Origin of the sequence: Halanaerobium congolense (assembly GCF_004366375.1) — a bacterium.
Classification (GTDB): Bacteria; Bacillota; Halanaerobiia; order Halanaerobiales; family Halanaerobiaceae; genus Halanaerobium; species Halanaerobium congolense.
In genome coordinates, this window is the sequence record NZ_SOEF01000006.1 from 75,277 (window position 1) to 97,013 (window position 21,737).

Annotated in this window: 16 protein-coding genes, 2 pseudogenes and 1 other annotated feature; of the genes and pseudogenes, 17 read left to right on the forward strand and 1 reads right to left on the reverse strand. The window is 33.9% G+C overall.

Going from position 1 to position 21,737, the window contains the following annotated elements; genetic code table 11:
- Positions 1-96: 96 nt before the first annotated feature.
- A complete protein-coding gene (gene ilvB / locus C7954_RS03635) occupies positions 97-1,845 on the reverse strand; it encodes a biosynthetic-type acetolactate synthase large subunit (RefSeq protein ID WP_073159378.1) in 1,749 nt (582 codons plus the stop codon).
- A gap of 81 nt (positions 1,846-1,926) precedes the next feature.
- Positions 1,927-2,182: a binding site (T-box leader), on the reverse strand.
- A gap of 233 nt (positions 2,183-2,415) precedes the next feature.
- Here ilvB and C7954_RS03640 point away from each other — a divergent pair.
- The 17 genes and pseudogenes from C7954_RS03640 to porA all read left to right on the forward strand — a co-directional run.
- Entirely contained in the window at positions 2,416-4,446 is a 2,031-nt protein-coding gene (locus tag C7954_RS03640; RefSeq protein ID WP_166667673.1) for a methyl-accepting chemotaxis protein, read from the forward strand.
- Positions 4,447-4,475: 29 nt separating this feature from the next.
- Positions 4,476-5,858, forward strand: a complete 1,383-nt coding sequence (locus C7954_RS03645; protein ID WP_089723305.1) for a sigma-54 interaction domain-containing protein — start codon at positions 4,476-4,478, stop codon at positions 5,856-5,858.
- Between the two features lie 197 nt (positions 5,859-6,055).
- Positions 6,056-8,059, forward strand: coding sequence for an oxidoreductase (locus C7954_RS03650; RefSeq protein ID WP_073159382.1), 2,004 nt, complete (start codon positions 6,056-6,058; stop codon positions 8,057-8,059).
- A gap of 22 nt (positions 8,060-8,081) precedes the next feature.
- Positions 8,082-9,725, forward strand: coding sequence for a dihydroxy-acid dehydratase (gene ilvD, locus C7954_RS03655; RefSeq protein WP_073159384.1), 1,644 nt, complete (start codon positions 8,082-8,084; stop codon positions 9,723-9,725).
- A gap of 66 nt (positions 9,726-9,791) precedes the next feature.
- On the forward strand, positions 9,792-10,523 hold the full coding sequence (locus C7954_RS03660; protein WP_073159386.1) for an aspartate/glutamate racemase family protein: 732 nt from the start codon (positions 9,792-9,794) through the stop codon (positions 10,521-10,523).
- A 37-nt stretch (positions 10,524-10,560) separates the two neighbouring features.
- Positions 10,561-11,445 (forward strand): DMT family transporter, encoded by an 885-nt coding sequence (locus tag C7954_RS03665; RefSeq protein WP_073159388.1) that lies wholly within the window; start codon positions 10,561-10,563, stop codon positions 11,443-11,445.
- Positions 11,446-11,708: 263 nt separating this feature from the next.
- Positions 11,709-12,707 carry a phosphate acetyltransferase gene (gene pta / locus C7954_RS03670; RefSeq protein WP_089717522.1) on the forward strand — a complete coding sequence of 333 codons (999 nt, stop codon included), beginning with the start codon at positions 11,709-11,711 and terminating at the stop codon, positions 12,705-12,707.
- A gap of 60 nt (positions 12,708-12,767) precedes the next feature.
- Positions 12,768-13,936 (forward strand): annotated as a pseudogene (locus C7954_RS03675) (M24 family metallopeptidase).
- 202 nt (positions 13,937-14,138) lie between these two features.
- Positions 14,139-14,798, forward strand: coding sequence for a GntR family transcriptional regulator (locus tag C7954_RS03680; RefSeq protein WP_110301033.1), 660 nt, complete (start codon positions 14,139-14,141; stop codon positions 14,796-14,798).
- 101 nt (positions 14,799-14,899) lie between these two features.
- On the forward strand, positions 14,900-16,099 hold the full coding sequence (locus C7954_RS03685) for a trans-sulfuration enzyme family protein (protein ID WP_110301034.1): 1,200 nt from the start codon (positions 14,900-14,902) through the stop codon (positions 16,097-16,099).
- A gap of 83 nt (positions 16,100-16,182) precedes the next feature.
- Complete coding sequence (locus C7954_RS03690) at positions 16,183-17,355, forward strand: amidohydrolase (RefSeq protein ID WP_073159398.1); 1,173 nt, start codon at positions 16,183-16,185, stop codon at positions 17,353-17,355.
- Positions 17,356-17,402: 47 nt separating this feature from the next.
- Positions 17,403-18,026: a TRAP transporter small permease gene (locus C7954_RS03695; RefSeq protein ID WP_073159400.1), complete on the forward strand. Its 624-nt coding sequence runs from the start codon at positions 17,403-17,405 to the stop codon at positions 18,024-18,026.
- 24 nt (positions 18,027-18,050) lie between these two features.
- Complete coding sequence (locus C7954_RS03700; RefSeq protein ID WP_110301035.1) at positions 18,051-19,331, forward strand: TRAP transporter large permease; 1,281 nt, start codon at positions 18,051-18,053, stop codon at positions 19,329-19,331.
- A 62-nt stretch (positions 19,332-19,393) separates the two neighbouring features.
- Positions 19,394-20,455 carry a TRAP transporter substrate-binding protein gene (locus C7954_RS03705; RefSeq protein WP_134058764.1) on the forward strand — a complete coding sequence of 354 codons (1,062 nt, stop codon included), beginning with the start codon at positions 19,394-19,396 and terminating at the stop codon, positions 20,453-20,455.
- Between the two features lie 28 nt (positions 20,456-20,483).
- Positions 20,484-21,056: a 2-oxoacid:acceptor oxidoreductase family protein gene (locus C7954_RS03710; RefSeq protein WP_073159404.1), complete on the forward strand. Its 573-nt coding sequence runs from the start codon at positions 20,484-20,486 to the stop codon at positions 21,054-21,056.
- A complete protein-coding gene (locus C7954_RS03715; RefSeq protein WP_073159406.1) occupies positions 21,049-21,351 on the forward strand; it encodes a 4Fe-4S binding protein in 303 nt (100 codons plus the stop codon). Before C7954_RS03710 ends, C7954_RS03715 begins: the two co-directional genes overlap by 8 nt.
- A 15-nt stretch (positions 21,352-21,366) precedes the next feature.
- Positions 21,367-21,737: pseudogene (gene porA / locus C7954_RS03720) on the forward strand (pyruvate ferredoxin oxidoreductase); the annotation flags it as partial.

Below are 21,737 nucleotides of genomic sequence, written 5' to 3' on the forward strand. Positions count from 1 at the left end.
AAATAGGTGGAGCGACAATTGGCTTCAGAAATTAGCTTGAAATCATAATTTCTGGGTAAATTGGCTCCACCTATTTAATATTATAATTTAAAAAACTTATTTGATCTCTTCTTTGTGTAAAAGCATTTCATCTAAACTGTCACCATCAACAACCATCGGGAACATTGTTTCTTCTTCTTCCATAATAAAGTCAAGCAGATAGGGCTTAGGACTATTGACAGCCTCTTCAATTGCTGGTCTTATATCTTCAACTTTCTCAATTCTGATTGCTTTAAAATTAGAAAATGCCTCAGCTAACTTAACAAAATCAGGAATCATTTCTTCTGGACAATTTTCTCCTCCCACAGAACAGTCTGGGGGACAGGAAACATCTTTTCTTAAACAGGTAGAGAAATAATTTTTATCCTGATAAACTTCCTGCAGCTGTCTAATCATTCCCAGCTGTTTATTGTTAAAGATAGCTATATTTATCGGCAGATTTTGTTTGGCAATTGTCGCCATATCCTGCATATTCATCATAAAACTTCCATCTCCTGCGATAACTATAACTTTTTTATCTGGGTTGCCCAGTTGGGCTCCAATAGCAGCTGGAAAACCAAAGCCCATGGTACCTAAACCACCTGAAGAAATAAAAGACCTGGCTTCAGTATATTTATAATAATGGGCTGCCCACATTTGATGCTGTCCTACTTCAGTAGTTATTATAGTATTTTTTGGACTGACATTATAAATTTCTTCCATAACCTGGCGGTGAGTCAGTTTCCCTTTTTTAGGCTGATAGGCCTTTTGATGGTGCAGATCCCGCCATTCATTAATTTGCTGCATCCACTCTGGGTGTTCATTTTCATTAATTTTTTGATTTAATTCTTCTAAAACAAATTTTACATCTCCTACAATTGGAATATCAATGTAGAGGCGTTTTCCAATTTCAGCAGGGTCAATATCAATGTGAATGATCTTAGCATTAGGGGCGAATTTATCAATTTTTCCGGTTACCCGATTGTCAAATCTTGCTCCAACTGCGATAATCAAATCAGCATTATATATTGCCTTATTTGCCTGAGTTGTTCCGTGTAGGCCTAACATCCCTAAACTTAGGGGGCTTGTGCTGTCAAAAGAACCTAAACCCATCATAGTTGTTGTAACAGGAATTCCACTCTTATTAGCTAATTCTCTTAATTCCTGACTACCATTTGAGTTAATTACTCCTCCCCCAGCATAAATTACTGGAGTTTTAGCAGTGTTTATAGCTTCAGCTGCTTTTTTGATCTGAAGACCATGTCCTTTTTTGGTTGGATTATATCCGGGTAAATAAACTTTATCTGGATAGTTAAATTCTGCAGTCTGCATTAAAATATCTTTCGGTATATCAATTAAAACCGGGCCTGGTCTACCTGTTTGGGCAATATAAAAGGCCTCTTTAATAGTTTGTGCAAGATCATTAATATCTTTAACTAAATAGTTATGTTTGGTTATTGGAGCAGTAATACCTCTAATATCTGCTTCCTGAAAAGCATCTGTACCAATGGCAGACATCGGCACCTGACCTGTAAAAGCTACAATCGGAATAGAGTCCATATTGGCTGTAGCCAGACCTGTAACTAAATTGGTACCGCCTGGTCCAGATGTTGCTACACAAACTCCAGCTTTGCCGGTTGATCTAGCATAACCACCTGCAGCATGGATAGCTACCTGCTCATGGTAGGGCATTACAAATTTTATTTTTGATTTACGAAACTCTTCAAAAATTGGTAAAACGGCTCCTCCAGGGTACCCGAAAACTAATTCTACCTGCTCGTTATTCAAAGACTCAATGAAGATTTCAGCACCTGATAGTTTTTTCATAATTTCAACTCCTTTTAATATTTAGATTATAATTTTTAAAAAATAAAAACCTCTCATCGCAAATAACAGCCTAAATCTATTATTTGGGACGAGAGGTTTATTCACGTGGTACCACCCTAATTCACTATTAATAAAGTTAATAGCCTCAATAAGTACTTTTAAAAATAAATAGTACTTTAGCATTAAGATAACGGATGCAAAAATTTACCGATAAGACTTACTAGATTCAGCCTTACTGTTCAAGGATGAGAGTAATAATAAAATAGATACGGTTTCCAGCAAATACCGATTCTCTGTTATCATATATTTATTATTCATTTCCTATCATAACATTTATAATATTTAAATTGTATGAATAAAAGTATAATAAATTATTTTCCCCTTGTCAAATAAAAAATCTATTAAAAAAAAAATAATAAATTTTTTTAATAAAAATAAAGGTCTTTTTTTGAGAATGAAGAATTAATATAATAATAGAATAAAGTCGACAGTATACAGTAAACAATATTTTGAGGAGTGAGTAAAATTAAAAATATAAAAAAAATGTTTTTTAACAGCATTAAATTCAAATTGACAGTTGTTTTATTATTAATTGCTTTGGTTCCATTAGGGGTAGTAAGTTATTTTCAAATCAAAAATGTCGAAGAAATAATTGAAAATTCATTTATAGAGTCAACTAAAAGAGAAGTAACTCAGGTAGATAATGCGATTAACCTATATTTTCAGCAGTTGAAAGCTAATACAAACTTCTTAGCTAAAAATGAATACATAGCTCAGGTTGATAATAATATAACCAAATATTTAACTAACAGTAATGATAATTTAATGATGACTCCATCTCAAAATGGAGGAATAGAAGAAGAAATATTTTATCTTTTTGATGATTTTTCTAAAACCCATCCTGAAGTATCATATATTTATATAGGTACAAAATATGGAGGGATGATTCAGCATCCAGCAGGAGTTATCGGCAGTAATTATGATCCTAGAGAAAGACCTTTTTATAAAGTAGGAGTAAATAATAAAAATAAAGTTTCTTTAACAGATCCTTATTATTGGGAAGCGGATGATACTGTCAATATTGGTGCTGTAACAGCTTTTAATAATGAGGCAGGAGAATTTATGGGAGTATTAGGAATTGACATTGGTTTAAGTAGTCTAACTTCTTTGATCAAAGATATTACAATTGGAAAAGAAGGATTCATTATTTTAGTTGATGATCAAAATAATATTTTAGCACACCCTAGAAAATCAGAATTAACTTTTCAAAATATTTCAGAGCTGGGTGTAGAAGGTTTAAATGATAATTTAAATCAGAGTAAAAATAATTATTTTGAAGCAGTAATGGGAGGAGAAGAATATTTATTTAATACATATAAATCTCAAGAAACATCATGGAATTTTATATCTGTAATACCTAAAAAAGAGTTGCAAACACAAATAAATCAAATGTATAAGCAAATAATCACAATTATTTTAGCTGTGTTAGTATTAATTACTATACTTGCTTTATATATTTCAAAAATAATAGCAGATCCAATCATTGAAGCAACTAATTTCTCTAAAGAAATTGCTTCAGGTAATTTAAATGCTAAAAAAATAGAAGCTAAAGGAAATAATGAAATATCAATTTTATCTGAAGCTTTAAATGAAATGCAGGATGACTTAAGAAATATGATATCTCAAATTAACAACATTGCTTTAAATTTATCATCATCTAGTGAAGAACTTAGTGCATCTGGAGAAAATCTTGAAGATTCGGCTGAAAAAGTTGGGTCATCTATTGAGCATGTTGCTTCTGGTGCTGAAGAGCAGTCAGCCCAGACTGAAGAAAGCACAGCAGTCGTTGCTGAGTTGAGTAAAGAGATAGATAATATTGATAAAATGTCAAAAAATATGAAAAGTGAAACAAAATTAGTGATGAATAATATTGAAAATGGAAGCAGATCCATGGAGAGTTCCATTGAAAAAATTGAAAGTGTTAATAAAAATACTAAACAGGTCTCAGATAGTATAGGTGAGTTAGGTGTTTTATCTGAAGAAATAGGTAATATTGTTAATTTAATAAATGGTATTGCATCTCAAACAAATCTTTTGGCTTTAAATGCTGCTATTGAAGCAGCTAGGGCGGGTGAAGCTGGACGGGGATTTAGTGTTGTTGCAGATGAAATTAGAAATTTAGCTGAAGAATCTTCTAAGGCTACCGAAAAAATAGAAGTGTTGATAAAAGATATACAAGAAGGAGTTAATAATTCGGTAAATAAAATGGATGAAACAGAAGATGTTGTTAAAAGTAGTGTTGATGTTATTGAAAATACTAAACTTTCCTTTGATAAGGTGAAAGCAGTTTCAGTTAAATTAAGTGAAATTATTGAAAATATTGATTTGAAAACAAATAAAGTTAACAGCAAAGGTAAAGAAGTGGCAGAAATAATTAATCAAATTGCTGCAGTTAGTGAAGAATCTGCTCAACGTTCAGAAGAGGTTGCTTCATATAGTCAAGAACAGCTTAATTCTACTAAAGAAGTAGTTGAATCAGCTAAAAGACTAGCAGAAACCGCAGAAAAATTAACAAAAACAGTGGATAAGTTTAATTTATAATCAAAAGAATATTCAAAGGAGCAATATTTATGTCTTTTAAAAATCTTCATCATATTAAAAGAGCATTTAAAGAAACTGATGTTATCTGCATTATAGATAAGAATGCCAGAATTCTTTATTACAATAATTATAATGATATTCATAATAAACTGGGAACTGAGGAAGTTGTAGGTAAACCATTTTTAGAGGTTTATCCCTGGCTTGATTGGGAAACAAGCACCGCTTTAAAAGTCCTGAAAACCGGAGAGGCGGTAGTCAATCAGCCTCAGGTTATGCAGTTAGATGATGGGACAGAGGTTAACTCCATTAATACTGCCTTTCCTTTAAAAAATGAAGAAGGAATTTTAGGAGTGGTTTTTTTATCCTATGATATTAACAGTATAGTTAGTACAGCTGAAGCCGAATCTAAAAGCAAACATGAACATAATTTGGGTTCTAAATATCAGTTTTCTGATATTATTACCAGAAATGCAGAGGTAATGAGAATCATAGCTCAGCTTAAAAGAGCTGCTAAATATGATTCGAATATTTTGATTTATGGAGAAACAGGAAGCGGCAAGGAATTGTTTGTACATTCTATTCATAATGCAAGTAAAAGAGCCTCTAAACCATTTATATCTCAAAACTGTGCGGCTATACCTAAAAACTTAATGGAAAGTCTATTTTTTGGTACAACTAAGGGAAGTTTTACCGGTTCAGAAGAGAAAAAAGGATTATTTGAATTAGCAAATGGAGGAACTATATTTCTTGATGAAATTAACTCAATGCCGCTTTCACTGCAGGCTAAACTGCTGCGGGTTATAGAAAATGGTAGGGTTCGCAGAATTGGCGGCAGAAAAGAATATAAGACTAATGTTAGAATTATTGCTTCAACAAATGAAAAGATGGATGATTTATTAAATACAAATAAAATTAGAGAAGATTTATTTTATCGAATGAGTGTAGTTAATGTTGAAATCCCACCACTGAGAGATAGAAAAGATGATATTAAAGTTTTGGCTGATCATTTTATAAATGATTTTAACAGCAAATTTTCTAAAAATATAGAAGGTATAGATACCAAAGTTGAAAAAATATTTCTTAAATACAGCTGGCCCGGTAATGTGAGAGAGTTTAAAAATTGTATAGAAGCAGCCTTTATTAATAGTGCTGATGAAAGCAAAATAAGGCCAGAAGATATTCCTAAATATATTTTAAAAAAGACCGGTTCAGCTAAAGATTATAAAAATTTAGAGTTTAAAGCAGTAAATAAATTATCTTTAAAAGAAAATATCAAAGAATTAGAAAAACATTTAATCACAGCTGCTTTAAAGGAAACAGGGAATAATATAAGTCAGGCAGCAGAAAAACTATCTATTTCTCGACAGTCACTTTATAATAAACTGGAGAAATATGGCTTTAAACTACCCTGAATCAGATTCTAGATAACTTGACATCTGTCAACTTTTTGGACAGTAGAGAAGAATAATATTACTTAAAATTTATAGAAAAAATTAAATATTGATATAAATAAACTCCATTTTTAACTAAGATGCCTGCTAAATAAGGAATGGCATAAATATTGCATTATTATAGAGTAGAATTAATTATTAATTTAGGAGGTTAAAAAATGGATAAAAAATATTCAAGTTTATTTGAACCGTTAAAAATTGCTAATCTGGAGATCAAAAACAGAATAGGTATGGCACCTATGGCTGCCTCAGGTTTAATCAATTCTGATAATGCTTTTGATCAGAGGGCTATTGAGTATTATGTAGAAAGAGCAAAAGGGGGAGCGGGTTTGATTATCACGGGTGGTGTAGAAGTTGAAAATACTATTGAACAAACACACACCGGTATTTTTCAAAATATTTCAACAAACCCGACAGCATTTAAGTTAACTGCTGTTGAAATGGTCGAAAGAGTGCAGGCCCATGGAGCGAAAATATTTCTGCAGCTGACTATGGGATTTGGCAGATCACTATTTTTAGATGTAGTGGACAGCCATCCGGCTGCACCTTCTGCTGTAGCTCACTTTAGTCAGCCTGAGATTACATGCCGGGAATTAAAAACTGAAGAAGTAGAATTTATGATTCAAAAGATGATAGATGCTGCAGTTTTAGCAGAGGATATTGGTTTTGATGGTGTAGAAGTGCATGCAATGCACGAGGGTTATTTAATTGATCAGTTTGCTCTATCTCTATTTAATAATCGGACGGATAAATATGGTGGAAATTTAAAAAATAGACTTCGGGTAGCAGCTGAAATTGTCGAGGGAATTAAGAAAAAATTAGGCAGCGATTATCCTGTTACCTTGCGTTATGGGGTAAAAAGCTGTATTAAGGAACTGCATCAGGGAGGTTTACCCGGTGAAGATTATCAGGAAAAGGGAAGAACTCTAGAAGAAGGTCTTGAGGTAGCTGCTATACTTGAAGAGGCTGGTTATGATGCTCTTAATGCAGATTTAGGTTCATATGAAGCATTATATTGGGCTCATCCCCCAACATATATGGACCACGGCCCTTATTTACCTTATGTTCAAAAACTAAAAGAAGTAGTTGATATTCCAATTTTAACTGCTGGCAGACTTGATGATCCTAAACTGGCAGCCCAGGCAGTTGGAGAAGGACAGGTTGATATGGCTTTACTTGGTCGCGGATTATTAGCTGACCCTGATTGGCCAAATAAGGTTAGATATCAAAAATTAGATAAAATTAGACCATGTTTAGGCTGTCATGATGGCTGTATGGGGAGAATGGAAAGTGGAAAGAAAATATCATGTGCAGTTAATCCAGCCTGTGGAAGAGAAGTGGAATATAGCATAGATTCTGCACTGAAGGAAAAAGAAATAATGATAGTTGGAGGCGGAATAGCAGCCATGGAAGCTGCTAGAGTTTGTGCCTTGAGGGGTCATAAGGTTAAGCTTTATGAAAAAAATGATTACCTAGGCGGCCATTTAATTGAAGCTTCCGTACCTGAGTTTAAAAAGGATGAAAGAAAGCTTATTGAGTGGTATAAAAATGAGTTAGCAGAGCTTGAAGTTAATATCAACTTAGAGCAGGAGGTAGATCAGAAATTAATAGAAGAATTGTCTCCAGATGAAGTTATAATAGCTGCTGGTGCCAAAGCAAATATTCCACCAATTGCTGGAATCGAGCAAAAAAATGTAATAACTGCCTGCAGAGCACTAATGAATGAAGATCAAATTGGAGAAAAAGTAGTAATTTTAGGTGGAGGATTAGTTGGAGTAGAAACTGCAGTCTGGTTAGCAGAAAAAGGAAAAGAAATAACAATTGTTGAAATGATGGATGATTTATTAGATTCTATTTTTGTTTCCCATGCCAATTCAGATATGTTAAAAGATCTAGTTGATTTCCATAAGATAGATGTTAAAACAGGAAGCAGTATTTTAGAAATAGATAAGAATACTGTAAGCGTAATTTCTAAAAACTTTAGAAGAGAAAACATCGAAGCAGATACAATTATAATTGCTGCCGGGTATAAAGAAAACAAAAAATTATACAGGCAGGTTAAAGATATGGATCTTAAAGTCAATTTAATTGGCGACTCTAAAAAGGTTGCAAATATTATGTATTCGATTTGGGATGCTTACGAAGTAGCAAAATCTATTTAAAAAATACTGGAGGAATAAACAGATGAATAATAAATTTGTTGGAACAGATGCTATTATGAGAAGAGCAATGCTTAAAGGATGTGGTTTTGATGATGCTGATATTAAAAATAAACCTCATATTGGAATTGTCAATACATATAATGAAGGTGCACCAGGACATGCTCATTTAAATGGAATTGCAGAGAGTATTAAACAGGGAGTTTGGGCTGCAGGTGGAGTACCGGTAGAGTTTGGTGCTCCTTCAACCTGTGGCGATATGATTGTAGGAGAAGAAGAATTGAAATATGAGCTGGCCGGAAGAGATGTAGTAGCGATGGGAGTAGAATATGTTTCTACTGTCCATCAATTTGACGGATTAGTTTTACTGGCCAGCTGTGATAATATTATTCCTGGTGTGATGTTGGGGGCAATTAGAGTTGATGTACCCTCGATAGTAATCACTGGTGGCTCAATGCTGACCGGAGAATATCAGGGAAAAGAAGTTCTGCCATCTGATGTAGGTGTGATGACAATGGGTAAAGATGCTGACAGTCAGAAAGTCAGAGACATTGAAAATATTGCCTGTATGTGTCCTGGGGCCTGTTCTACAATGGGAACAGCCAACAGTATGCAGATTATGACAGAAGTATTAGGACTTAATTTACCAGGAACAGCAACTATCCCAGCAGTATATGCTGACAAAAAACGAGCAGCCAGATCAGCAGGAAAAAGGATTGTTTCTATGGTGGAAGAAGACTTAAAACCCAGTGCTCTCTTAAATAGAGAAATTTTCTTAAATGCTGTTAAAACAAATATTGCTATGGGTGGCTCGACAAATGTGATTCTGCACCTATTAGCTCTAGCAAGAGAGGCCAAAGTAGAATTAACAATAGACGATTTTGCAGAGTTTGGAAATCAAATACCCTGTATTTGTGGAGTCAAACCATCTGGTAGTTATTCAATTGTAGACTTCCATAAAGCAGGAGGTGTACCTGCACTATTAAAAGAATTAGAATTATATTTAGACTTAAATGTTTCTACTATAACCGGTCAAACTATTGGAGAAATAATTGCTGAAGCGAAAAATAGGAATTCAGAAGTAATCAGATCTTTAGATAATCCGATTAATGGTGATGGTGGTTTAAAAATTTTAAGAGGGAATCTGGCTCCAAACAGTGCTATTGTTAGATCATCTTCGGTACCAGAAAGTATGAAAAAATTCACTGGACCGGCAAAGGTCTTTAATCGTGATCAAGAAGGAGTTAAAGCAATTAAAGCAGGGGAAATAGAACCGGGAGATGTGATGGTAATTCGCTATGAAGGGCCAAAAGGAGCTCCAGGAATGAAAGAAATTATGTTGAGTACAGATGCTTTAGTAGCCTACGGCTTGGATGAAAGCGTTGGTTTAATAACTGATGGCAGATTTTCTGGTTTTAATCACGGCCCAATTATTGGTCATGTTACCCCAGAAGCTTATGCTGGAGGACCACTTGCTCTGGTTGAAAATGGAGATATAATTTCTGTAGATATCAAGAATTCGACTTTAGATGTTAAGCTCAGTGGAAAAGAATTGGCTGCCAGAAGAGAAAAATGGAAGCAGCCCGAAGCAAAAGTAAAACAGGGAATGATGCATATTTATGCTCAGTTGTGTAAATCCGCTGACCAAGGAGCAGGAATGACTATTTAGTTTAAAATGACTAAATTCAAAATATTTAGAGAGATCAATGCAATTTATAGAGGGAGGATTTAAAAAATGATATATCATGCAAATAGAGCTCAGGACAATTATGGGGAAGTTATTGGGATTTTACTTTTAGATTTTAAGGCACCTTTTATTCCTGGAGATGTTGGAAATGCAAGCACCTATGATTATCCTGTTAGATATAAATTAGTTGAAGGACTTACCTTTGATAGATTATTTAATAAAGATCAAACGGCTTTGGAAATTATAATTGAAGCTGCTAAAGAGTTAGAAAAGTCAGGTGTAAGGGCGATAACTGCTGATTGTGGATTTTTTGCTCTTTTTCAGAAAGAGGTTGCTGAAGCAGTAAATATACCGGTCTTTTTGTCAAGCCTTTTACAAGCCCCATTTATTTCTTCAATAATTGCTAGAGATAAGAAAGTTGGAATTATTAGTGCAAAATCTGATAGTTTAGATGACGACAGTTTCTTAGATTCAGTTAATATTGACCGAGAAAGAGTTGTAATTCGGGGAATGGAGAACAAAGAAAATTTCTATAAATTTGGAGTTCTAGAAGAAGGTTATTTGGACACTGAAAAAATAGAAAAAGAAGTTTTAGAGGTGAGTGAAAAGATGATCGAAGAAAATCCTGAGATTGGGGCAGTTTTATTAGAATGCAGTATGCTGCCTCCATATGCTAAGTCAGTTCATCAGTCACTTTCACTTCCGGTCTTTGATTTTATAACTATGATTGATTTCGTGAAATCAGCCTTAGTTAAAAAGGAATATCAGGGAGTTTTTTGAAATAGAAGATAAATACAATTTACAGGAGTGATAATTAATGGATCCTTATTATAAAGGAGCAATTTTTGCATTATTTTCTGCAGCTGGTTTTGGAATAACACCGGTTCTGGCTGTTTTTGCTTATGCGGGAGGAGTTAGTGTTTATTCACTGTTATTTTTAAGATTTATGATGGCTGCTGTAGTTTTATTTTCATATATTTTTTTTAATAAAAATGAAATTAATCTAGATATATATGATCATTTAAAACTATTTGTTCAGGGAGGAATAATTTATTCAGTTTTTAGTATCTGTTACTTTTCTGCAATATCAATTATTTCTCCTTCACTGGCGGTATTATTATTTTATACCTATCCAATTATTGTAGCTCTGCTTTCATTTTTAATAAATGGTGAACAAATAACAAAAAGAATTGTTTTTTCAATTATTGTTTCTTTTGCTGGTTTAATAATGTTATTTGGGGAGAATTTTAATAATTTAAATAAAATTGGAATTCTGCTGGCTCTGGGAGCATCCATTTCTTATAGTGTATATGCGATATATGGAAGACATATTTTAGACACAATTCCTCTTGCAGTTACAACTGCTTATATCTGTTTTTTTGCAGCCTTTACTTTTTTAGCTGCAGGATTATATCAAAATAAACTTAATTTTAGCTTTACTCCTGTTAGTTGGATTTATATTGGCCTAATTACTTTAATTACTGTTGGTGGTTTTTTGTCATTTTTTGCTGGAATTAAACTTACCAGTCCCACAATTGTGTCAATTTTAGGAATGATAGAACCAATTATGACAATAATTTTGTCTTTTATTATATTTTCTGAACAATTTAGTCTAATTCAAATTATGGGTGTAGTCCTTGTTTTGACAGCATCCACGCAAGTTTTATTTAAAAAACAGAAAAAAATTATAAAAAATTATTAAAAAAAAGAAGGATATTTTGAATTGGCAGAGAATTATAAATATAAGAGATTGTCGACAGATGACTGTATATTGTTGTCAATTGTTTGAAACTTGGAACAAAATGTCCTTCGGACAATCTGTAATACAGTAAGGTTAAATTTTATTGGTAGCGGAAATTATACGCTAGCTAATAAAAAAGATAATAAAAATTAAAATTATTATCCTTAAAATTGAAACTGAAGCTATTTAATAACTTTCAGTTAGTTTTCAAAGGAGGTGAATATGTGGAATTATTAAAAAACTTTAAAGAAAAAGCTGCTTCAGATTTGCAAAAGATTGTTTTTGCTGAAGGTGAAGATGAAAGAATTATTAAAGCTGCTGAAATTATAAAAAAAGAAGGTATTGCCGAAATAGTTATTTTAGGTAATCTGAATAAAATTGAAAAAATTGCTGCTGGAAAAGATATAAATCTTGAAGGTCTGACAATTATTGATCCTGAAAAATCAGATTACATATCAAAATTTAGAGAAGAATTTTATGAGTTAAGAAAACACAAAGGAATCAGTAAAGCAGATGCTGAAAAGATGATTAAAGATCCGCTGTATTTTGGTACAATGATGATTTATACAGATAAAGCGGCTGGAATGGTTGCCGGTGCGGATAATCCAACCGGAAATGTTTTAAGACCTGCCTTTCAGATAATTAAAACTAAGGCAGATATTTCAACAGTATCTAGTGCAATAATACTGCTTTTAAAAGATAAAAGCTTTGGCGAAGATGGGATTATAACTTTTGCAGATTGTGCGGTTAATCCCACTCCTAATTCTGAGCAGTTAGCTGAAATTGCTCAATCTACAGCTGAGACAGTTGAAGATTTATTAGGTTTTGAAGCTAAAACTGCGATGCTTTCTTTTTCAACAATGGGCAGTGCTCGTCATGAAAATGTGACGAATGTTCAGGAGGCAGTAAAAATTGCTCACAGTAAGTTTCCTGATTTAAAAGTTGATGGGGAAATGCAGGCTGATGCTGCACTTGTCGAAAGTGTTGGTGTCAGAAAAGCACCTGAAAGTGAAATTGCAGGTAGAGCAAATGTTTTGATTTTCCCTGATCTGCAGTCCAGCAACATTGGGGTTAAGCTGGCCCAGCGTTTAGCAAAGGCTGATTCAATTGGCCCGATTCTACAGGGGCTGGCAGCACCAATTAATGATTTATCAAGAGGTTGTTCTGTTGAAGAAATTGTAAATCTAACTGCTATCACTGCGATTCAGGCTCAAAATCATTAATTTCAATTTGTTTTGTTGTTAGTACAATTAAATTAACATAAAATCATAAGGAGGAATAAAATGTTATTTACAGAAAAAGAGTATGAACAGCGGGTCAAAAAGACTAAAAAAGAATGGAAGAAGCAGGTATTGAAGTTTTAATTGCTACTCATCCAGCAAACATGAATTATCTTACAGGATATGATGGCTGGTCATTTTATGTTCACCAGTGTGTAATTGTTTCCCTAGATCAGGATGAGCCAGTATGGATTGGTAGAAATATGGATGGAAACGCTGCAAAAGTAACAACTTTCTTGAGTGAAGAGAATATTAGAAGTTATGCTGACGACTATGTTCATTCTCCAGTTGGCAAACATCCAATAGATTTTGTTGTAGATGTTATTAAAGATAAAGGCTGGGAAGACAAGGTTTTTGGTGTAGAAATGGATCAGTTCTATTTCACTCACAAAACATATCAAATTTTAAATGACAGTTTACCTAATGCTAGATTTAAGGATGCAACTTTTTTAGTAGCTAAAGTTAGAGCTATTAAATCAGCTCAGGAAATTGAATTCATGAAGAGAGCTGGTAAGATTGCCGAAAAAGTTATGCAGACTGGTATTGACGCTGTAAACGTAGGTGTCAGAGAATGTGATGCTGCTGCAGAAATTTCTCATGCGCAGATTAGTGGAACAGATGAATTTGGTGGAGATTACCCAGCGATTGTTCCTTTAATGCCTGCTGGTGATGGTATTGAAGCACCACACTTAACCTGGTCCGATAGAAAATATCAGGAAAATGAACCGGTTATACTAGAACTTTCTGGCTGTTATAATCGCTATCACGCTCCGATTGCACGTACTGTATACTTAGGAGAAGCTCCACAAAGAATGCAGGAAATCACAGATATTGTTATTGAAGGCTTAGAAGAAACATTAGATTTCATTAAGCCTGGAGTAACATGTGAAGCTGTAGAAGAAAAATGGAGAAACTCTATTGCTAAAGGTGGCTTAGTAGATGCATCAAGACTGGGCTATGCTTTTGGCCTTAACTATCCACCAGATTGGGGCGAGCAGGTTGCAAGTATGAGACCTAAAGATAAGACAGTTTTACAGGAAAACATGACTTTCCACTTGATTCCTATTATCTGGCAGGATGAAATTGGATTTGAAATGAGTTCAGCAATCAGAATTACTGAAAATGGTTGTGAAGAATTTTATGATTTCCCTAAAAAATTATACACTAAGTAAAATATAATAAATGGAGAGAAGCTCAATTTATTATTGAGTTTCTCTTCAAAAAATAATTAAATTACTCTAAACTTTTCCTTAGATAGAGAAGATCTCGAAACAAATTAAATTTTTTTAAAAAATAATTGATATTTTAATTGCATGATAATTATGAATATGCTATAATGTAAACAGTCGACAAAAAGATAAGAGGGGGTGCATTATGATTGCTCAAACATCTTATCAAACACAAAGTTTGAAGGACGTTGCTGTTGATTATCTTACTAAAAAGATAATGACAGGAGAATATAAGCCAAATGAAAAGATTAATGAAGTTCAAGTTGCAAACGAATTAGGTATCAGCAGAGCCCCAATTAGAGAAGGGATCAAAGAATTGAGCAGCCAGGGACTGGTGACACAAATACCTCGTAAAGGGACTTATGTAGTAGAATTAACGGAAAAGGATATTCACGAAATCTACCAAATAAGAGTTTCATTGGAAAATTGTATTATTGATAAAATAGTTAGAGATAATAAATTAAAAGAAAAAGATTTTAAGTTTTTAGAGAAGAAAATTGAGACAATGGAAGAAATAGCGAGCTCTGATGATGATTTTAATAGCAAAAAGATTAAAATCAACCGAGAGGATATAAAATTTCATAAATACATTTGGGAAAAAGCAGATAGTCCGAGAAGGCAAGAAATATTATTTGATCTTCACCGTCAACTGCAGATGGCAATGCTATTTGATACAGAAATGACTGGTGATTTGAAAAATACAGCTGAAACTCATAAAGATATAGTTAAATATCTAAGAGCTGGTGATGCTAAAAATGCAAAAACTGCTTTAGTGGATCATATTGAAATGTATAAAATGAAGTAAAATAAATAATTTTTTTTCGGCATTTTTATTGTCGACAGTATATAGTATACAATTTTATTTTTTAAAATAAACCAAAACAACTTATAGGAGGAATTATTAAAATGGATAAGAAAAAAATGGGGTTCGGTTCTAAGACAATTCATTTAGGTCAGGAGCACGATCCAAGAACAGGTGCACATAACAGTCCGATTTATCAAACATCTACTTTTGTTCTAGACAATGTAGATGAAGCAATCAGATTAAATAAAGACCAGGAGCTTGGCTATACATACACTAGATTCCGCAGTCCGTCTGAAGCAGAGCTAGGCAAAAAAGTTGCTTTATTAGAAAACGGTGAAGCAGGTATTGCTTTAGCTTCCGGCTTAGGAGCTATTTCAACAGCTATTATGACTCTTGTTAAAGGGGGAGATCATATTGTAGCCGCTGATGTTCTTTATGGATGTACTCTAACTTTTATTGATGACATTCTCTCAGACTATGGTGTAGAACTTACTTTAGTAGATACAACTGATTATGAGGCTGTTAAAGAAGCAATTCAGCCCAATACTAAAATTGTTTATTTAGAAACACCTTGTAATCCAATTCTGAGAATCACTGATATTGAAAGAATTTCTAAAATAGCTCATGAACATGGAGCTAAGGTTCTAGTTGATAGCACTTTTGCTTCTCCATATATCCAGAATCCACTTGATTTAGGGGCAGATGTTGTAATTCATAGTGCTACTAAATATTTAAGTGGACATGGTAATGTGGTTGCAGGTGTAATTGTTGGTACTGAGGAATTCATTAGAAAAGTAAGAATGCCTCATCTCCAAACTTTAGGTGCAGTTATTTCTCCATTTGATGCCTGGTTAGTAATGCAGGGTATGAAAACTCTTGAACTAAGAATGGAAAGACACTGTGAAAACGGAATGAAAGTTGCTGAGTATTTAAATGAGCATCCTGCAGTAGAAAAAGTATATTATCCAGGATTACCTGAGCATCCACAGCATGAACTTGCTAAAAAACAAATGAATGGTTTTGGTGGAATGATCAGTTTTGATCTTAAAGATGGTTTTGAAGCAGGAAAAGCTCTAATGAACAGTGTAGAAATGATCAGTTTAGCTACAAGTTTAGGTAATGTTGACTCCTTAATTCAGCATTCACCTTCAATGAGTCATTTTGATATGACTCCTGAAGAAAGAGCTGCAGTTGGAATCAATGAAGGTCAGGTTAGACTTTCCGTTGGTGTAGAAAATGTGGAAGATATTATTGCAGATTTAGATGCATCATTAGCAAAAATGGAAGAAATAATTAAATAATTAAGTCTTTATATCAATCGTCCTGTTGGGCGATTGATATGAATTTTCTTTAAATTCAAAATCTTCTTGAAGGAGGAAAGATAATGAACATAAGTAAAGACGTTTTAGAAATGGAAGATGAATTAATTTATTTAAGAAGAGAGTTTCATAAGATGCCTGAGTTGGGATTTAAAGAGTTTAAAACCTCTGAAAAAATATATCAATATTTAAAAGATTTAGGCCTTGAAGTAAAGAAAGTCACTAAAACTGGAGTTGTTGCAGTTCTAAAGGGAGAAGAAGAAGGAAAAACAGTGATGTTAAGAGCAGATATGGATGCACTGCCTGTTACAGAAGATACTGGACTCTCATTTGCATCTGAAAATGAAGGTTTAATGCATGCCTGTGCACATGATGGTCATATTGCAATGCTCTTAACAGCCGCTAAAATTTTATCTGAAAAGAAAGATCAAATAAAAGGTAATATTAAATTTGTATTTCAACCAAATGAAGAAGATGCTGGTGCAAAGTATATGGTTGAAGATGGAGTTTTAAAAGATCCTGAGGTAGATGCAGTTTTTGGCATTCATCTCTGGTCACCAATTGAGGCTGGGAAAGTGGGTGTTTCTTCTGGTCCATTTATGGGGTCCCATGAAAACTTTGAATTAAAAGTCAAAGGTCAGGGCGGTCATAGTGGTAACCCACATACGGCAGTTGATCCCTTCCTACCCTTGGCTAATATTATTCAAAGTGTTCAGATGATTCAAACTAGAGAAATTGATATTTTAAAACCAACTCTAATCATGTTTGGTCAAATTAATGGTGGAACAGCTCCTAATGTAATTCCTGGAGAGCTTGAAGTTAAAGGATCAATGCGTTATCTTTATGAAGGTGGAGATGACAGTGAAGAATGTCCTGAAAAAAGGTTTGAGAGAATTGTCAGCAATATTTGTAAAGCCCATCGGGCTGATTATGAATTAGAATTTTTCCCAAGCAATAGTACATTAATTAATAATGAAAAAACTACAAAGATTGTAGAAAAAGCTGCTGAAGATGTATTTGGCAAGGAAAACATAGTTAATTATGTCTGCATGGCGGGAGAAGATTTTGCAGAATTTACTGCAGAAGTCCCAGGCACATTTTATTTTATTGGGGCAGGTAATGAAGAAAAAAATTGTACTTATCCTCATCACCATCCTAAATTTGATATTGACGAAGATGTTCTCAAATATGGTGTAGAAATGCACCTGAAAAGTGTGTTTAATTTTTTGAATAAATAATTTATTCATGTTGAATTAGAATTTTAGTAAAAATGAGAGGTGAGAAGATGATTAATTTAATAATTGCTTTAAATAAGAAGATTAGAAAATTTGAAGAGTTAATAATTAGTTATGGAATAATAATAATGTCAATTGTTTTGGTTGCCAATGTATTTTCCAGAGTTTTTCTTAACAGCAGTATTCAGGCAGCTGAGGAAGTTGGACAGATTTTAATTGTAGCGGTGACATTTATTGGAATTAGTTATGCTGCAAGAATGGGTAAACACATTACCATGTCAGCATTAATTGATTCGATTCCTAGAAGATTTAAAAAACCATATATCTATTTCACATCATCTATTTCTACCGTTTTATTATGGTGGTTGGGATATTTAGGAACATTATATGTGAATAGAATTATGGGTTCTGGAAGAATTACTCCTTCCTTACAGTTTCCGATGTGGATCTTATATATTTTTGTTCCTTTAGGTTTCTTTCTTGCATCATTACAGTATCTTGTAACTATTATAGTTAACATTAAGGATAAAGAAAAAATTTATATTGGTAGTGAAAAAACATTGTCTGAAGATGATATTAGTTGTGAATTGAATGAAGATCTTAATCTGGATAATGAAGATCTTAACCTGAATCAGGATTTAAAATTAAATGCGGAAGAAGAAGTAGTTAACTAAAATTAAAAGTTAGGAGTTGAAAAAATGGTTGCTTTATTATTAGGTTTAATGTTTGGATTTTTATTCTTAGGATTTCCACTAATGTTTGCTATGATTATAGCTCCACTTGTTGTTTTGATCAGAGAATTTCCTCTGATTCAACCAATGTTAATTACTCAGCAAACTATAGCCGGTGTATCTCCTTATACTTTACTTGCTGTACCGATGTTTATTTTTGCAGCTGATATCATGAGTACTGGTGAAACAGCTGATAGATTATTAAATATGGTTGATAAATTTGTTGGTCATATGAGTGGTGGATTAGCGATTACAACAGGTGCTACCTGTACATTATTTGGTGCTATTTCAGGCTCTACTCAGGCTACTTTAGTGGCTGTTGGTAAAACAATGCACAAAAAGATGTCTGAAGCAGGCTATGATATCTCACATACACTTGCCTTATTAATGAGTTCAGCGAACATAGCCTTATTAATTCCACCAAGTATTACAATGATTATGTATGCGGTTGTTACAGGTACCTCAGTTGGAGAACTATTTATTGCAGGTATTGGACCGGGGATTATTGTTTTCTTACTTTTTGCAGCTTTTGATTATATTTATGCTAAGGTCAAGAAAATACCTACAACAGAAAAAGCTACCTGGGGAGAACGATTTGATTCAATGAAAGAGGCTATCTGGCCTTTAGGTTTCCCAGTAATTGTATTAGGTGGTTTTTATACAGGTGTTTTCAGTCCAACAGAAGCGGCTGCAGTTTCAGTTTTATATGCTGCTTTAATTGAGTTATTTATATTTAAATCAGTTAAGTTTAAAGAACTACCAGAAATTGCACTTTCTACAGGTGTAGTAACTGCAACAGTATTTATTCTGGTAGCAGGAGGACAGGCATTCTCATGGGTAATTACCTTTGCGCAAATCCCACAAATGCTAACATCTGGTGTTTTAGGTGCAGATCCTTCAGCAACATTTGTTTTATTTGCAATTAGTATTTTCTTCTTTGTTTCTTGTATGTTTGTAGATTCAATTCCGGTAATACTAATTTTAACCCCTATTTTTTATCCAGTGGCTATGAAGGCTGGTGTTGACCCAATTCACTTAGGTTTAATTGCTACAATGCAGGCTGGTATTGGTGCTATTACACCGCCATTTGGATGTAATATTTTTACAGCCTCCGCTGTTTTTGATGAAGACTTTATTACAGTTGTTAAAGGTGTCTGGCCCTACATGTTATTATTTGTCTCGGCTTCAATTTTGATGGTTCTCTTCCCAAGTCTGGCCTTGTTCTTTAGAGACTTAGTATACTTTTAAAATTTAGTTTTAAATTTTGTTAATAACATAATTTTAATCAACCAAAAAAAGGAGAGGTTTAAATGTTTAAAAAATTATTAACAGCACTTTTAGTATTCAGTTTAGTTTTTGTACTTGCAGGTTGTGGATCTAGCGGGGATACAGCTGATGGTGGAAATGAAGCAGCGGCAGAACCACAAGAAGTTGTAGAATGGACCTTTGCCCACGAAGAAGTTCAGGGTAGTGTACAGGATCGCTATGCTCAGAAGTTTAAAGAAGAAATTGAAAAACTTACTGATGGTGCAGTAAAAATAAATATTTATCCAGTTGGTCAGTTAGGTGATGGTGCTAACCAGGTAGAATTACTTCAAAATGGTGCAATTCAGTTAGGTATCAACAACCCTGGTTCTGTAGGTACATTAGTTCCTGAAACTAACATATTCTCACTTCACTTCTTATTACCATCTGATATGGACAAAGCACATGAATTAGTAAATAACAGTAAAGCAATGGATATGCTTAATGAAAAATATTTAAAAAGTAATATGAAGGTCTTAGGCTGGTTCCCTGAGGGATATCAGATGTGGACAGGAAATAAAAAAATTACAAAACCAGAAGACTTTAAAGGTTTTAAAATTAGAACAATGGCTTCCCCTGTAATTTCTGAAAGTTATAAGGCTTATGGAGCAGACCCAACACCTATTCCTTATATGGAAGTTTACAGTAGTCTGCAGTTAAATATGATTGATGGCCAGGTTAACCCAATTTTTGCTATTGAAGAAATGAAATTTTACGAAGTTCAAGATTATATGATGCTTTCTAATCAGGCAATTTTCGTAGGTACATTTGTAGCCAATGATATGTTCTGGGACTCACTATCAGATGAAAGAAAAGCTCAGGTTCAAGCAGCAGCAGATACAGCAACTGAATATATTTTAGGTGCTCAGAAAGATCTTAATAATACACGTTTAGAGTCTATTAAAGAAAATAGTGATATGGAAATTATAGATTTAACAGCAGAACAGAGAGCAGCTTTTGAAGAAGCTAGTCAGCCTGTAAGAGAATTCTACGTAGAAAAGTACGGTGAAGATGCTGGTAAGATCTTAGATCAGTTATTAAAAGACGTAGAAGCAATTCAACAATAATTAACCCCAGAAAGGAAGTGTAAGAGATATGATGCAGATCAGATGGCATGGTAGAGGAGGCCAGGGAGCTAAAACAGCTTCCCTGCTTTTAGCAGACGCAGCGTTTTCTACCGGCAAATATGTACAGGGTTTCCCAGAGTACGGTCCAGAAAGAATGGGAGCTCCAATCACAGCCTACAACAGAATCAGTGATGACAAAATAAGAGTTCACTCCAACATCTACAAACCAGACTATGTTGTTGTAGTAGACGAAACACTTTTAGAGAGTGTAGATGTAACAGCAGGTCTAAAAGAAGAAGGAGCAATAGTTGTAAATACAGCTAAAGATGGAGAAAAGATCAGAAAAAAACTTAAAGGATATCAGGGAGAACTATTTACTGTAGATGCCAGAGAAATTTCAATGGCAACAATCGGTAGATACTTTCCAAACACACCAATGCTTTCAGCTTTAGTAAAAGTTGCAAATATCATGGATGAACAAGATTTTGTAACAGAAATGGAAAATCTGTTTAAAAAGAAGTTTGCTTCTAAACCAGAGGTAATAGATGGAAACGTAGCAGCAGTAAAAAAAGCGTTAAAAGAGGTGAACGCACATGGCTAAAGAAATTAATGAAACAATGAACTGGAAAGAGCTGACACCTGGAGGAACAATTTATACAGCAGGAAACGCAGAAAACTTTAACACCGGAGATTGGAGAGTAAACAAGCCAATCTTTAAAGAAGATAAATGTATTCAGTGTCTACTTTGTGCACCGGTATGTCCAGACACATCAATTCCGGTAAAAGACGGTAAAAGACTGGAATTTGATTATGACCACTGTAAGGGATGTGCAATTTGTGCAGAAGTATGTCCGGTAGATGCAATAGAAATGATTCCAGAAGGACAAGATGAATAAGGAGGGAGCGAACAAATGAGTATCAGAGAGAAATTATCAGGAAACGAAGCAGCAGCAACAGCATTACGCCAGATGAATCCAGATGTAATGGCTGCCTTTCCAATAACACCATCAACAGAAATACCACAGTATTTTTCAAAATATGTATCAGATGGAAGAGTAGATACAGAATTTGTACCAGTAGAATCAGAGCACAGTGCAATGTCAGCCTGTATCGGATCACAGGCAGCAGGAGCAAGAACAGTAACAGCAACATCAGCTAATGGACTTGCTTTAATGGTAGAAGAACTGTATATAGCATCATCATCAAGACTACCAATAATTTTATCAGTAGTAAATAGAGCTTTATCAGGCCCAATTAACATCAATGCAGACCACAGTGATTC

Bases quoted from the DNA above. Each gene is read 5' to 3' on its own strand.
- ilvB (WP_073159378.1), bottom strand. From the start codon at position 1,845: ATGAAAAAACTATCAGGTGCTGAAATCTTCATTGAGTCTTTGAATAAC.
- C7954_RS03645 (WP_089723305.1), top strand. From the start codon at position 4,476: ATGTCTTTTAAAAATCTTCATCATATTAAAAGAGCATTTAAAGAAACT.
- C7954_RS03650 (WP_073159382.1), top strand. From the start codon at position 6,056: ATGGATAAAAAATATTCAAGTTTATTTGAACCGTTAAAAATTGCTAAT.
- ilvD (WP_073159384.1), top strand. From the start codon at position 8,082: ATGAATAATAAATTTGTTGGAACAGATGCTATTATGAGAAGAGCAATG.
- C7954_RS03660 (WP_073159386.1), top strand. From the start codon at position 9,792: ATGATATATCATGCAAATAGAGCTCAGGACAATTATGGGGAAGTTATT.
- C7954_RS03665 (WP_073159388.1), top strand. From the start codon at position 10,561: ATGGATCCTTATTATAAAGGAGCAATTTTTGCATTATTTTCTGCAGCT.
- C7954_RS03680 (WP_110301033.1), top strand. From the start codon at position 14,139: ATGATTGCTCAAACATCTTATCAAACACAAAGTTTGAAGGACGTTGCT.
- C7954_RS03685 (WP_110301034.1), top strand. From the start codon at position 14,900: ATGGATAAGAAAAAAATGGGGTTCGGTTCTAAGACAATTCATTTAGGT.
- C7954_RS03690 (WP_073159398.1), top strand. From the start codon at position 16,183: ATGAACATAAGTAAAGACGTTTTAGAAATGGAAGATGAATTAATTTAT.
- C7954_RS03695 (WP_073159400.1), top strand. From the start codon at position 17,403: ATGATTAATTTAATAATTGCTTTAAATAAGAAGATTAGAAAATTTGAA.
- C7954_RS03700 (WP_110301035.1), top strand. From the start codon at position 18,051: ATGGTTGCTTTATTATTAGGTTTAATGTTTGGATTTTTATTCTTAGGA.
- C7954_RS03705 (WP_134058764.1), top strand. From the start codon at position 19,394: ATGTTTAAAAAATTATTAACAGCACTTTTAGTATTCAGTTTAGTTTTT.
- C7954_RS03710 (WP_073159404.1), top strand. From the start codon at position 20,484: ATGATGCAGATCAGATGGCATGGTAGAGGAGGCCAGGGAGCTAAAACA.
- C7954_RS03715 (WP_073159406.1), top strand. From the start codon at position 21,049: ATGGCTAAAGAAATTAATGAAACAATGAACTGGAAAGAGCTGACACCT.